We start from the raw sequence: 14,679 nt of genomic DNA, 5'->3' as shown, positions 1-14,679 counted from the left end.
TTCATTGATATAGACAGGTTCCCGCTAGGTAACGGGCAATCTTCTCCGGCTGCCAGATGAATCTATTTCAAGACGGCGAAGCAAGATGCTTCTCAGCTCAAAGTCGAACACCACTTCTCGCAGGTGAATAATCCCCATTCGATCTGTCCATTCCTTCAAGGTTTCCTGGTATCTGGCCGATTCTCTGAAATACTGAACCAATGAGCATAACAGTTCTTCCGTTTCCTCTTCAGTTGAAGCAATAGCCAAAAGCTCACCCCTTAATTGGCTTCCTTCAGTCCCGCCGATGTGGATTTCCCATTCCTGCACGTGCACCTTTACCTCGATATCATGACCGGCCATGCTATTTTTTCCATGTACGCAAGCCGCAATTCCAATCTCGAGCCTGTTTGGCGACAGCAAATATTCCGTTTTTCCCTGAAGCCGTACAGCCATATTCCTTGAACTGTCTTTTGTGCAGCTGCAGCCATTGAAACCAGCCACCAGCAAAACACGAACGGCATTATCAATGGGAATAGGGATTAATTTCGTATTCAGGGTCTCCCAAATGGCCGGCAGATTTTCTTGCATGATCCCTTTTAATAGGATCCGTCCATCATGGCTCAAAGCAATTTCAGGTATGCTGTATTGCTCGGCTGCCTCACCTATCTTCTTTAATAGGCCGCCAGACACTTCACTTCCGTTTATTTGGGGAATTATGGTAAAAGTGCCGTCTTCTTCCTTAACAGCATTGTGTGTATCTTCATAGAAGACCGATTGCCCATCTCCTTCATAACCAGGAACAGCCATTCGAAGAATATAATGAAGAGCAGACACACAAAAGCGGCAGCCATTTTGATTCCGCCATCCCAAAACAGCAAAGACCTCGTTTATGCTTATCAGCCCTCGAAGCTGGATTTCTTCTATTACCTCTTCTTCGCTTAGATTTGTACAGGAACAGAATGTGCCGGGTTCAATATCCTCATGGAAATCATCACTCTTTATATAGGAAAGCAGCTCTTCTACCAAAGGTTTGCAGCCACCGCATGTACCCGAAGCCTTTGTGCATTTTTTCACTTCTTCAGTAGTTTCTAGCCCATTTGCTGAAACAGCTTCAATAATTGCTTTTTTTGTCACACTATTGCAGCTGCATATGATACCGGTCTTAGCCATTGAGCTGATAGGGTATTCTTCTTTTGAGGAATTCAGCAAAAGCAGCTTTTCCTCATCTGAAAACTTCTGCTTTTTTTCCATCATGTCCATTAACCTCACATGGCCATTTAGGTCTCCTACTAATAAAAATCCGGCAATTTTGTTATGTTTAAACACTATTTTTTTATATGTTTTTTCATCTTCATCGTAAAGTGTCATGGCTTGAGTAAAGCCTTTTTCAAAAAGATTGCCTGCAGAAAATACATTTGTTCCGGATATTTTCAGCTTTGAAGATAGAATTGAACCCTGATATGGCGGTACATCCTTTCCACAAATATGTGCAGCGAGTATTTTGCCCTGCTCATACAGCGGTTTTACCAGCCCATAGATCCTCCCTCTATGTTCAGCGCATTCCCCTACTGCATAAATAGCTGAATTACTTGTCTGCATAAAATCATTGACCAGAATTCCCCGGTTCGTTTTTAATCCAGAGGATTTGGCCAGCTTACTATTTGGAGTCACACCTGCAGCAATAATGACCAGATCTGCCACAAGTTCCAATCCATCGGTAAAAATAAGCTTTTCGACTCGTTCTCTTCCTTCAAAGCGTTCCGTTTCCCTGTTCAGCAGAAAGTTCATCCCTTGAGCTTCGAGTGAGTTTTGCAGGAGTTTTGCCGCTTTATCATCCAGCTGTTTATTCATAATTCTTTCAGCGTTATGAACGACATGAACGTCCATACCCATTTGGATCAGGCCCTGAGCAGCTTCAAGCCCAAGAAAACCTCCCCCAATAACTGCTGCTTTTCTGCCCTTTTCTGTTGCATTCATAATCCGCCTGCAATCTTCTATCGTACGGAACGTCAGGATCCCATCTTTGCTGCCGCCTGCCAGCGAAGGGACAATAGGCGTTGATCCGGTCGCAATAATCAGCTTGTCAAAGGGAACTATTCTATTTTTGATTGTGTAAATTGTTTTTCTGGCGGTGTCAATATCCAATACGGTTTCATTTGTGAAGACATTGATATGGTTTCTGGCGTACCAGTCTGAGTGATGTATGGTCAGTTGTTCAATTGAAGAATTCCCCTGCAGGACAGAAGACAATAAGATGCGATTATAATTGAGATACTTTTCACTTCCGAATATAGAAATCGAAAATCTTTCCGGATCATGCTGAATGATTTCCTCCACACATCGTACGCCTGCCATCCCGTTTCCAATGACAACTAGCTTTTCTTTAGCCATCATACTCCCTCCCCAAGCTATTCCCCGCCTTTCCTCATTTCTTTTTTGATATGTTAGATAATATCACATGGAAATCGTAATTAACATAACTTTTTGAATATTTTTATTTTTACTATCCTTTTGCCCTATCTTTTCCAATTGGCGCCACTCCTACTTTTTACCTTAGTTTACATTGATATGAAAGCGTTTAATCTCGGATATATCAAGAGGTTTGATCAATAATAGGACTTTTGTCGTATGTAAGAAAACCTTACATAATAATCACATTCAATTAAATTTTATGCAATGATATAAAAATATTCAGGTAATTGAAGGAGGATTTTAATTGAAGTTAGCGGACATTTTTAAATTTAAAGATGAGCGAATGAAGATTTTGCATTTAACATGGATAGCCTTTTTTATTTCATTTTTTACCTGGTACAACATGGCACCTTTAGCCACGACGATGCTGAGTGAAATGAATTGGCTTACTGCCGAGCATATGGCTGCTCTTGGAATTTTGAATGTAGCCTTAACCATTCCAGCCAGAATTATTATTGGCAGCCTTTTGGATCGGTTCGGACCCCGGATAATCTATTCTTCTTTATTAATTGTCATGTCCGTTCCTGCATTGATTTTTGCGTTCGCAGATAACTGGCTGCAGCTCATGATTTCCCGCTTAGTGCTCGGCAGCATAGGAGCGAGCTTCGTTATTGGCATACGCATGGTTTCAGAGTGGTTCCCGCCAAAAGATGTAGGGTTTGCAGAAGGATTATATGGAGGCTGGGGAAATTTCGGCTCAGCTGCAGCAGCGATGGTACTTCCCTTTATCGGTCTTACGCTTTTCGGCGGAGAAAATGGCTGGAGATATGCCTTAGCCCTTACAGGACTCATTTGTTTTGCTTATGGAATCTTCTATTATTGGGCAGTTAAGGATACTCCTGAGGGAAAGTCCCTTGTTAAACCGAAAAAATCGGGGGCAATGGAAGTCAGCACTTGGGGGGATATGTTCAGACTGATTTTGTGGTCGATTCCGCTTGGCGGTGCTTTGGCAATCAGTGCATGGAGGATCGAAAATCTGGGATTTATTGCGGAAAGCACTTTATATATTGTCTTGAGCCTGATTGGAATAGCTTTCATCATACAGCTTTATAAGATATTGGAAGTGAACATCCCGATTCTAAAAGCAGGAGTACCAGATGAAGATCAATATAATTTTAAAAATGTGGCAGCATTGAACAGTACATACTTTGCAAATTTTGGAGCAGAGCTTGCCATTGTATCCATGCTGCCCATGTTTTTTCAGCTGACTTTTTCCCTGACTCCCTCGACAGCAGGATTAATCGCAGCTTCATTTGCTTTTATTAACCTCATAGCCCGGCCTCTTGGCGGGATCCTTTCAGATAGGATGGGAAATCGCAAGCGGGTGATGCTTGTATATATGCTAGGAATCTCTGCTGGCCTCCTCGGAATGGGCTTTATCGATTCCAGCTGGCCCCTCCTTGCCGCTGTTCTCATGACCATTCTGACATCCATGTTCATACAGGGGGCAGAGGGAGCAACCTTTGCGGTCATACCGATGATAAAGAAACGTATAACAGGCCAGATAGCCGGAATGGCAGGCGCTTATGGCAATGTCGGCGCAACGATATATTTAACCCTATATACCTTTGTTTCACCGCAAACATTCTTTTTTATTCTTGCAGGTGGAGCACTGGTAAGCTTTGCCATATGTTTGTTCTGGCTTGAGGAGCCGAAGAACTCGTTCAGCTCAGAATACTATCTTTCCGAACTGGACCATCAGCATAACAAGCCTGCACATGCCAAAGAGAGCATCCGCGAACAAAAGGCATTATAAGGACTTTACCAATTGTAACCAAAAAGGCTACCTGGAATTTCCAGGCAGCCTTTACTAGTTATTCATTTGATGGCTTATCTGCTTCAGCCGTTTCTTCAGTTACTTCGCTTTTCTTGTTTACTCCATTGCCTTCGGCTTTGTAATCGTATTTCGAACGGTCAACCGGTTCGAAATTTTCCGGTGTGTAGAAGCGGAGAAGATCTCCATTTACCACTTTATCAGATAGCGCCAATTTCTGCTCGGCACTTTCCTGAAGTTTTTTCGCTTCTTCAAAACGGCTTTCATCCAGCAGTTCACCAGTTGTTGAGTCATAGAATTTGCCGTCAACAGATGAAATGGTTGGACTCATGAAATCTCCGTTACGGAACGGCACAAGGTCATCATGATTTTCTGATAATAAGTCAGTACCGAATTGCAAATACTGTTTAGTATCAATGCCAAGCAAGTGCATCAATGTCGGCATAAGGTCAATCTGTCCGCCAAATTCATGATTTACTCCGCCCTCCATGCCAGGTACTCGGATGAACAGAGGCACACGCTGCAGACCGGCACTATCGAACGCTGAAATTTCCTTGCCAAGCACTTGTTCCATTGCTTTATTATGATTCTTGGAAATACCATAATGGTCACCATACATGACAATCACTGAGTTCTCATACAGGCCGGAAGCTTTTAGCTGTTCAAAGAACTGTTTAAGTGCTTCATCAGCATACCGGGCTGTCTGGAAATAATTATCCACTGATTTGTCCCCAGTGGTATGCGGCTCAATTGTTGCCTGCTCCTGATCCATATGATACGGATAGTGATGAGATACTGTAATAAACTTTGAATAGAACGGCTGTTTTAGCGACTTCAGGTACGGCATGGATTGTTCAAAGAACGGTTTATCCATCAGACCATAGTCAGCCATGTTTTCTGGTTTTAAATCATAGTAATCTGCATCAAAAAAGTTGTCATATCCAAATGATTTATAAATTTCATTACGGTTCCAGAAACTTCCTGAGTTACCGTGGAAGACTGCAGATGTATATCCTTTATCTTTCAGAATTGCAGGAGCAGCATTGTACGTATTCATGCCCTTAGTTGTAAAAGCAGAACCCTGCGGCAATCCATATAGGGAGTTTTCAAGGATAAACTCAGCATCTGCCGTTTTCCCTTGTGCAGTCTGATGGAAGAAGTTATCAAAATACGTTGTATTTTCTTCTTCAATCAGTGAATTTAAGAATGGCGTTACTTCTTCACCGTGCAGTTCATAATTCATTAAGAATGTCTGAATGGATTCCAGGTGAAGGTAGATTACATTCATGCCTTCCCCTTTACCGAAGTACTTCGGATTTGGTTCAGCATAATTCGATTTTGTAAAGTTGATGACTTCGGTAGTATCACTGCTATCCGCCATAACTCTTTGCGCGGATGCCTTCGTGCTTTGAACTGCATCATAAATCGTATAATTGTACATGCCTAAATACTTAACAATATAGTTGCGGTCAAAACCTCTTGTCAAAAGTTCCGGGCGGTCTGTTTCTGCCAATCCTAGGTTAGCAAAGGAAATGGCCAGTGAAGCATAAATTATAGCTGCAGATCGGCGGCGCGTCATATCCTTTGTTTCGATTTTAACGGCTTTAAATACAAGCAAGCCGGCAAGCAAGATGAAATCAAGGAAGAAAAAGATATCAGTCGGCTGTAATAATGAGCTGATGCTTCCGCTGACGTCACCAAAATTCTGTGTCTGCGTCAAAGTCGGCAATGTAATAAAATCATTAAAGAAACGATAGTACACTGCGTTTGCAAACAGCAGGAACGAAAGCAAGAAATACATTACCATTAAGGCGATATATTTTCTTCTGCCTTTAAAAAAGAATGCAAATCCTAAAAACAGCAATGAAGATCCAAGCGGGTTAATGAATAAAAGGAACTGCTGCAAGGCACTTTCAATGCCTAAGTTAAATTGTGTCATTTGAGTAATATACGTTTTCATCCAGAGCAGAAATACTGCTAAAAAGAAAAAGCCTATATATTTATTAAATATATCCTGACTTTTATGAAGTAAAGTATTCAAAATCATACACCTGCCTTCTAGCACATTATTCTAACATACTTCGCTAGTAATTTAAAAATCTTATGTTGGCAATCAGCCCAATTATTAGTTTACCTGATAAATATTAATAATCTATGAACATGCAAAAAAAGCACTGCACAAGAATATAACTATACTCGCATTTGATAAAATGTCAAGCATGTCCAGATAAAATGCTCTTTAATGACTATAAAACAGGGGAGTGCCCTGTTCACAGCCTAAGCTGGCTGTTGCACATTAATAAATGCTGCACGTCTATATAGACGAATGAAATGCAATTTGGTTTCACTTTTTATGTAAAAACTTATAAATCTATAATTTTTCAAGGAAGAGAAAAAACAGACAACAGCCTATATATATGATTCGTTTAAACAAATTATACATAAAAGCCGAGTCATTTAAATGAATACAATGGAGGAAATTAACTTATGCAGCTCTTAGACCGGTTATGACCTAGAACCATTCCTCTTTTTAAGTATTTTTAAACCTCTTTATTCATAACCACGATTGCCATAATTCAGGTTGGAACAGGATCCATAAAAACTTGGCGATTAAAACCTGTATGGAAACACAAAACAAACCGCACTTTTTTAACAAGCGCGGTTTTAGTTTACCATAATATTATTATGTTTCGTTTCACAATATTATTATGTTTCGTTTCACCATACTGATTTAAATTCTCCGGATTTTCCTGTGTTACTTGCCGTAAGAATCTCAATATTTTTCGTTACTTTTGTTGTATACGTGAAATCCCCATAACAGTATGGATAGCGGAAATTATTTTTGTCGCCTCCGCAATTATAAACTTCCGGATTTTTTTCAGCCTGTTTGAGTGAGAATTCTTTCGCGATTTCTTCACTGTGTTTTCCGCCCTGTTCAGCAACAAAGTCAATATAGCCGATTCCCATATTGTAAGCCTGGATAACGGCAGGGAAGTCTACCTTTTTTTGACTGCCATAATTTAATGCTTTCTGAAAGTGTTTAACACCCTGCTTAATGCTTTGTTCCGGATCCCGAATGGAATTCGGGGGTAATCCTGCTGATTCTGAAGCCTGCATCGGGTCCCCGCCCTTCCCTTTGCTTTCCTGCTGCATGATCGCGGCCAATACGAGAGTATATTCTTCAAGGTTAACTTCCTTCAACTCCTTCTGAAGGATTGGCGTATAATTCTGAACATCCCTTGACACAGTATTAGGCAGTAAGGAAACCGCTGTTTCCTTAATATTAAGCTGCTTGAATTGATCAAATAGGACAAAGATCAAAACCAAAAAAAATAACAGGAATGCTATATTTGATCTGCGTTTTGTACGCTTTTTGCTTTTTTTGCGTTTCATTGCTGCTCTCCCGGTTTCTCTATTATTTTTTCAGATTTTCATTATAGCAGAAAATACTGATATTTTAATAGGAATAGCTCCTTTAGAGGAGGTCGGAAGAAGGTTTATCCATAAAGTTTCGGTTTTTATCGTTGGGATATAAATTATATCGGCCTGAATTTTGGTATATCCCAGCATTCAGTTTGCTTCACACTGGTTTTCTGCTATACATATCAAATGAATGCTAATAACCAGCAGCCTTCCTGTCTCCGCTGATTACTTCTTCCTCTTCACAATAATTCCTGCCTCTTCCTCCAGCGGCTTTATGACTGCCGACATATCCTGATCGCTAAGGCCTTGCTCAGCTGCTGCCTGGAATGCTTTTTCAGCCATCTGACCTGTAAATTGGCTTAGGCCGGCATCCTGTAAAAGCTGGTTGGCGAGCCGGACATCCTTGTTAACATATTTCACTGCCCCTCCTGGTGTGAAATGGCGGTCGAATACGTATTGTTCCATATGCCTGCGCAGGATTCTGCTGTCGCCATAGCTTGCCTTCAGCACTTTCAAGAGCAGTTCGGAGTCCAGTCCATAAGCAGATCCTGTTACCATTGCCTCTGATGCAGCCAGCGAGTGAACAGCAACAAGATACTGATTAATCAGCTTGGCAATGCTGCCTGAACCCGAAGGTCCCAGATACTCTATGGTGTCACCGAGCACCTCCAGTACCGGCTTAACTTTTTGAAAAGCCACTTTCTCGCCGCCTGCCATGATCGTTAATGTCCCGCTTTCTGCTCCTTCTGGACCGCCGCTAACCGGACAATCCAGATAACTGATCTTTTTTGCATCTGTCATCTCAAAGATTGTTTTACTCGTGTCGGCCCCTACTGATGTAAAGTCAATGCATATCGTTCCGGGCTGGGCACTATGAATAATCCCCTCCTTACCTGTATAGACGTTCAGCACATCGTCTGGCATAGAAAGACATGTACACACGACTTGACATTGGCTGGCCAGGTAGCTGATCGTTTCCGAATAAAAGGCTCCCAGCTCAATAAGGGGCTGTGCTTTTTCAATTGTCCGATTATGAACCATGACGTGAAAGCTATTGTCCAGGAGACGCTTAGCCATCCGCGAACCCATTACTCCTGTACCAATAAATCCAATCTTCATGATGTCACCCCTTTCATCCAAGCAAAACTCTCTTCACTTCTGCCTTGTGGATTATATTCAAAACCTATCAAGCCTCGGTAGTGTTTACTCAAGTATTGAAGGATATCGGTATAATTTATTTCGCCTGTCCCTGGCTGCTGTCTGCCCGGATGGTCTGCAATTTGCACATGCGAAACAAGCTCAGCGTATTTTTGATACATGAAAAGAGAATGGCCATGAATTCTTTCGATATGGTAAAAGTCGAATTGAAGCTTCACATTCGGCAAACCGACACGATGGATAATGTCGGCTGCCTGCTGGAGATCACTTAAGAAATAGCCAGGCATGTCGAATGGATTGATAGGCTCAATTAATAAGGTAATCTCGTGCTTAGACATTGCAGTGCCCGCATAAAAGAGATTTTCAACAAAAACTTCCCGATTATTATCTTGGTGTATCCCAGCCATGCAATGTATCTTTTTAACTCCAAGGCCATTTGCATAACGGATTCCCGTTTCAACTGATTTTCTAAATTCTTCTATGCGCTCCGGGTCTGCCGCCAGTCCACGGTCCCCTTTTTCCCATTGACCTGGCGGCAGGTTAATTAAGCCCAACGATAACTGATTTTGCTTAAGCTCTTTTTTGATTTCTTCTATTGTATATGTATATGGAAACTGGCACTCCACATAAGAAAAACCAGCTTCACGGGCTTTTTTGAACCGCTCCAAAAAAGGAACTTCTGTAAAAACAGTTGAAAGATTAACAGAGTATTTATTCATGACAGCCTCCCTTAAAAAGGATATTTTGATTTACAAATTAAACTGCAGAAGTTTTTTGCAGTTCATAACCATTTGCAAAGTACTGTATCATTTCAAGCTCATTGTCATTCAGTTCACGATTGACATAGGATTGATAGGCATTCTTCATTTCTTCCATCTGCCCTTCGAATTCTTTTGTAAGCTGTGCAGCCTTCCGCAGCAAGGCCGCTTCCTCCTGGTACTCTGACTTTGATATGGCCGTTCCATGAGACAAAATATATGTATCTGCCTCAAACTGATCCAGTGCATCCATTAGCTGAAGCACGCGGTCTGCCGTGTAATTCCATTTACTTGCGTAAAGATTCGCGTAAATCGCATCTCCCAGAAATAATATTTTTTCTTCCTTTATATATACCACCACCGAATCTGGCGAATGGTCCCCGCCTACTTGCTGCAGTTGGCAAGTCACACCTCCGAGATCTATTTCAAGCTTATTCTCGAACGTGATATCTGGAAGTTTAATTTTAATGCTTCGATCTTTACCATACTCTTTTTTTATGGCGCTTGCGCAAAATTCTATTTCGACTCCGCTTTTAACACGTTCATCCAATGCATCATCTGTCCATCGAAAAGGAATTAGTTTTTCCATTTCCGCTTTCGTGAGGCTGGAAGCAACAGATGGAATATCCAGTGAAGGAAGGCCGAAAATATGATCCCAGTGCCAATGAGTCAGCACCACCATTCTTGGTGAAGGTATTCGCTGCTTCTCCAGCTCTCTTAAAAATAATTGGGCATGAGCCTTAGAATTGCCTGCATCAATCATCAGAGTCATTCGATCCCCGACCATAGCCCCTAAAATGGGACGGTCTGTTTCTGACACAGGAGTTTGATACCAAAACCTGCAATTAAGTTTTTCTAATGTTTGCATAAAATCCTCCCTATGATTCTTTTGTACATTAATTCTGTCTAAGTGAAGAGAATCCTTTTTCTCTATTATATAGAAAAAAACTGCTCAATACCTGAGCAGCCCAATTTTATGATTTAGATTCGCCTTTATAAACAAAATAATCAAAATCGGCAAATTGATTTTGGCCGGAAGTGTCCTGACATTGCATGCCGACGAATGCACCTGTAAAAAAACCGCCGCCCTTTATGTAATCATCCGATAATTTATGGGATTGGAAAGGAACTGCAAGTTCTGTCCAGTTCTCACCGTCGAATGAATAAGAATAATTATATTCATGGATATGGACATTAACACGTAGGTAAACATATTTCACTTCTGCCGGGATTTCTATTTCATTCCCTTTTAAAGGCTGGGAGAAAGTAAAATTATCGCATGACACCAATTCAAGGATTCGTCCTTTATCTTCATTCCAGCTGACCTGGCAGGACGTCCAGTTTTCAGTATTATAATAATTGACGAGGCCGGCAGATTGCTGGAAGGTTTCGGGCTCAAATGCCACCTTTGTTTCAGCAGTAAAAGAAAAGTGCTGCCATCTCCTCGCAATGAAGGCCTGTGTAAATTTGGATGTTAAGCTTTCTTTCCCATATAATCGAAGATGGCCCGGGTTATCATTCAATGAAACAATATGCTCCCCAAGTGGAATCCTTAAATTCTGGAAATGCAGGTTTAGGGTTTCACTATCAAAATCGTCTTTTTCCGGAAAATCTCTTCCCCACTTTGCTTCCTTAATCTTTGGCCCTTCTATTTCAAGGGAAGGCTCGTTCCCGCCAGTCACATAAGGCCATTCATTCTTCCATTCCAGCCTTTGTATGGCCGTCTCCCTTCCAAGAGGACAATATCCGCGCGGGTCGAGTAAGGGATGCCCCTCTCTTGATAAGGGACGTCCTGTAAGATGGACAAGAAACCATTCATCTGTGTGGGTTTGTACCAATGAGGCGTGACCGGCCTTTTGCAGAGGGTTCCTCGGTGACCCGAAAGATGAAATGAGCGGATTTTCAGGGTGCACTTCATATGGCCCCCTTATATTCTTTGATCTCGCAATGGTGGCCTGATGGTCATATTTAGTCCCGCCTTCAGCAGTCAGCAAATAGTAATAGCCATTGATTTTATACAAATGCGGAGCTTCTGTCAGTTTGATATCGGTCCCCTTGAAGATGATCTCCGCTTTCCCTGTCAGCTTTTGCTTCTGTGCGTCATATTCCTGCAAAGCGATTCCGTAAAAATTGTGATGGCCGGCACGGTGATCCCACACCATGTTGACCAAATATTTTTTTCCTTCCTCATCATGGAACATAGAAGGGTCAAATCCTGAACTATTTAAATATACAGGATCAGACCATTCCCCTTCTACGCTTTCACATACTGAAAGGTAATTATGGCAATCCTTCCACTGGCCATCCACCACTTTTACATCCGTATAAATAAGCCAGAACTGGCCATCATGATAGGATAAAGCAGGTGCCCAAACCCCGCCTGAATCCGGATTTCCTGTCATATTCAGCTGGCTTATCCGGTTTAATGGCCTTGCAGCCAGACGCCAATTCTTCAGATCCTTAGAATGATAGATTCCAACACCGGGAAACCACTCAAAAGTGGAAACAGCAATATAATAATCTTCTCCCACCCGGCAAATGCTCGGATCAGGATTAAATCCTGTTAAAATCGGATTGCGTATGAGTGCCATTTGACCACACCTTTCTTTTTATTTGTTCCTTAAATATGTCTGCTTAAGCCCGAATGCCTGATCGGTTCAAGCTGCCGGTGCTTTTCCCTCGCTTCAATTTTCCTAAAACTGTACATTCCCCCATACATCAGAATCCATGTAATGGAAACCGCGCTAAAGAAGGGAATAAATGCAGGACTGTACAACAGCAGAAAAATGATGGATCCGGCAGATGCTGCAAAAATTAGGGTAAGATGCAGGTTCAGGATCCCAAGTAGACATGAATTTTTTATATATTCGGTTACTTTTAATTCGAAATGTACATACACCGGAAAAAGATACATCAGAGTAATGAAATAGAGAGCAGATGTAATCAGCAGCGGTACGAAAAATAGCAGCTGCAGACTCCCTTCTAATCCATTTACAAAATGTAAATCCAAAAGAATGAACCCCGCGCAGATTACAAGTATGAAACCAAGCAAATTAGATTTAGTGAATTCCTTTTTATAGATTGATAGGAAAGTATCCCAAACAGGCACTTCTGCCTGTTTCATCTGCCACTTGCGGACGATGGTGAAGAGGGATACGGTTGCCGGCATGAAGCCAAAAACGATTAGCCCTGCCGCCGTAAAAAAAAACCAGAGCAAGTTAACATAAGCAAGCTTCATGATCCATTCACATATTGTAAATAGCTTGCCCAGTGTATTTTGCATGTTTATCACCTCCTCTGCTTTAGATCATTATCCTTTAACCGAGCCAGATGCTATCCCCTCAACGATGCGATTGCTTAATATCAGAAAGGCAATTAATATTGGCAGGATGCTGATGACCAGTGTGGCACCGATAGCCCCCCAATCCGTAGTATACTGGCCAATGAAATTCTGGATACCAACAGTGAGTGTCTTAAAGCTATTCGAACTGATAAATGTATTCACAAAAACAAATTCATTCCAGTTGTAGATCATATTAATAATCGCAGCCGTTGCCATTACCGGCATCGTCATTGGCAGAGTTATTTTAAAGAAAATATGATGGATGGATGCACCATCCATGACTGCTGCTTCTTCTACCTCCCTTGGCAAAGCTTCATAAAAGCCCAGCAAAATCATAATGGTGATCGGCAGGTTAAAAGCTGTGTAAGTTAGAATAATGGATAGCGGATTATCAATCAGATTGATATTGGTAAAAGTGCTGAATAAAGGGATCAATGTTGAATGGACCGGTATCATTAAACCGACCATAAACAGTCCCAGCACCAGCCTGCTGCCTTTCCAATGCATTCTCGTAATGGCAAAGGTAACCATGCTGGCTAAAACAACAGTCAGCATGACGGCTGAAAGGGTGTACGTTACACTATTTAAAAAATAGAGGCTGATGTTTCCTTCCGTCCAAACCTTTGCGTAATTTTCCCATTTAGGGTTTTCAGGCAATGAAAATGGAGACATATTGAAGACTTCCTGGTTGTTTTTCAGGGAAAAAAGAAAGAGCCAGATAATCGGGAAAATCTGAAACACGGCGACAAGAACTAGGAACACATACATGATGCCATAAGCTATACGGTTTATGATCGGTTTTGAGACAAGCTTTGTGTCCAGTCCTTTTCCTATGCGTGGAGTGCCATCAGGTTTTACTGTTTCCATACATTCTCCTCCCTTTCGTTAATAGATATCTTCATTTGCAGCTGTAAATCTGCGGATGATGTAGGTAACAATAAGACAAATGACCAGCAGGAAAAATCCGATGGCACTTGCATATCCAAAGTCAAAACCCTTAAATGCTTTTTGATACATATAAGACGCCATTACTTCGCTTGCTCCATTCGGACCGCCCCCGGTCATGACATAGATCAGGTCAAAGTATTTCAGCGAGCCTACGACTGCAAGAACAATCGTTACTTTAATTACATTCATAATCAAAGGAAGCTTTATTTTAAGGGCAATCTGCCAGGGAGAAGCCCCATCAATTCTTGCTGCTTCAACAAGTGATTCAGGAATATTTTTTAATGCTGCATAATAAATGAGAATGTAAAAACCTGCGTATTGCCATATAATTGGTATAATGATGGCATAGAGTGCGAGATTGGCGTCCGCAAGCCATGCAGGCGGATCTTCTATGCCGATAGCCATTAACACTGTGTTCAGCATGCCATTTGAAGGGTGATATATCTTCATCCAAAGCTGTGCAATTGCAACTGACGCCAGCAGCATGGGGATCAGGTATATCTTCCTCAATAAATCTGCACCTTTGATTTTACCGGCGAGGATAATGGAAATGAACAAGTAACCGATCAGACTTAATGCTGAAAACAGGGCCAGCAAAAAGGAATGCAATGCACTTTTCCAAAAGAGTGCATCTTTCATCAGTACCGTGTAATTCTTTAAGCCGATAAAATCCATTTCTCCAATGCCATTCCATTTCATTAAACCATAGTAGCCTGTCTGCACAATCGGCACATAGATCAGCGCAAGGACCAGGAAAAGGGCAGGTGTGATGTACAGTGCAATGACTTTTTTATTGGACAGCACTTTATTCATTTCATTTA

At 41.6% G+C, this 14,679-nt stretch carries 11 protein-coding genes; 1 reads left to right on the top strand and 10 read right to left on the bottom strand.

Features of this window, described 5'->3' with window-relative positions:
* Positions 1-24 precede the first annotated feature (24 nt).
* Positions 25-2,376: a nitrite reductase large subunit NirB gene (nirB, locus tag IRB79_RS12275; protein ID WP_243508695.1), complete on the bottom strand. Its 2,352-nt coding sequence runs from the start codon at positions 2,374-2,376 to the stop codon at positions 25-27.
* 322 nt (positions 2,377-2,698) lie between these two features.
* Between nirB and IRB79_RS12270 the strand changes: the two genes are divergently transcribed.
* Positions 2,699-4,210 carry a NarK family nitrate/nitrite MFS transporter gene (locus tag IRB79_RS12270; RefSeq protein WP_243508693.1) on the top strand — a complete coding sequence of 504 codons (1,512 nt, stop codon included), beginning with the start codon at positions 2,699-2,701 and terminating at the stop codon, positions 4,208-4,210.
* 58 nt (positions 4,211-4,268) lie between these two features.
* Here the strand turns inward: IRB79_RS12270 and IRB79_RS12265 are convergent, their stop codons facing one another.
* From IRB79_RS12265 to IRB79_RS12225, 9 genes are all read right to left on the bottom strand, one after another.
* Entirely contained in the window at positions 4,269-6,275 is a 2,007-nt protein-coding gene (locus IRB79_RS12265) for a lipoteichoic acid synthase (protein WP_243508691.1), read from the bottom strand.
* A 671-nt stretch (positions 6,276-6,946) separates the two neighbouring features.
* Positions 6,947-7,621, bottom strand: a complete 675-nt coding sequence (locus IRB79_RS12260) for a lysozyme family protein (protein WP_243508689.1) — start codon at positions 7,619-7,621, stop codon at positions 6,947-6,949.
* Between the two features lie 255 nt (positions 7,622-7,876).
* On the bottom strand, positions 7,877-8,770 hold the full coding sequence (locus tag IRB79_RS12255; protein ID WP_048008832.1) for an NAD(P)-dependent oxidoreductase: 894 nt from the start codon (positions 8,768-8,770) through the stop codon (positions 7,877-7,879).
* The gene (locus tag IRB79_RS12250) at positions 8,767-9,528 is read right to left on the bottom strand and encodes a hydroxypyruvate isomerase family protein (RefSeq protein WP_243508687.1); all 762 of its coding nucleotides are present in this window, start codon (positions 9,526-9,528) and stop codon (positions 8,767-8,769) included. The genes IRB79_RS12255 and IRB79_RS12250 overlap by 4 nt, the downstream gene beginning before the upstream one ends.
* Before the next feature lie 37 nt (positions 9,529-9,565).
* A complete protein-coding gene (locus tag IRB79_RS12245) occupies positions 9,566-10,435 on the bottom strand; it encodes an MBL fold metallo-hydrolase (RefSeq protein ID WP_243508685.1) in 870 nt (289 codons plus the stop codon).
* A gap of 106 nt (positions 10,436-10,541) precedes the next feature.
* A complete protein-coding gene (locus IRB79_RS12240; RefSeq protein ID WP_243508683.1) occupies positions 10,542-12,158 on the bottom strand; it encodes a glycoside hydrolase family 43 protein in 1,617 nt (538 codons plus the stop codon).
* A gap of 29 nt (positions 12,159-12,187) precedes the next feature.
* The gene (locus IRB79_RS12235) at positions 12,188-12,850 is read right to left on the bottom strand and encodes a YesL family protein (protein WP_243508680.1); all 663 of its coding nucleotides are present in this window, start codon (positions 12,848-12,850) and stop codon (positions 12,188-12,190) included.
* 27 nt (positions 12,851-12,877) lie between these two features.
* Positions 12,878-13,777, bottom strand: a complete 900-nt coding sequence (locus tag IRB79_RS12230) for a carbohydrate ABC transporter permease (protein ID WP_243508679.1) — start codon at positions 13,775-13,777, stop codon at positions 12,878-12,880.
* Between the two features lie 18 nt (positions 13,778-13,795).
* Positions 13,796-14,671 carry a carbohydrate ABC transporter permease gene (locus IRB79_RS12225; RefSeq protein WP_243508677.1) on the bottom strand — a complete coding sequence of 292 codons (876 nt, stop codon included), beginning with the start codon at positions 14,669-14,671 and terminating at the stop codon, positions 13,796-13,798.
* Positions 14,672-14,679: the final 8 nt, after the last annotated feature.

This window comes from Cytobacillus oceanisediminis, assembly GCF_022811925.1.
In the GTDB taxonomy this organism is placed as follows: domain Bacteria; phylum Bacillota; class Bacilli; order Bacillales; family Cytobacillaceae; genus Cytobacillus; species Cytobacillus oceanisediminis_D.
The sequence above is the reverse complement of the archived record's forward strand: the minus strand, read 5'-3'. Positions and strand labels throughout refer to the sequence as shown.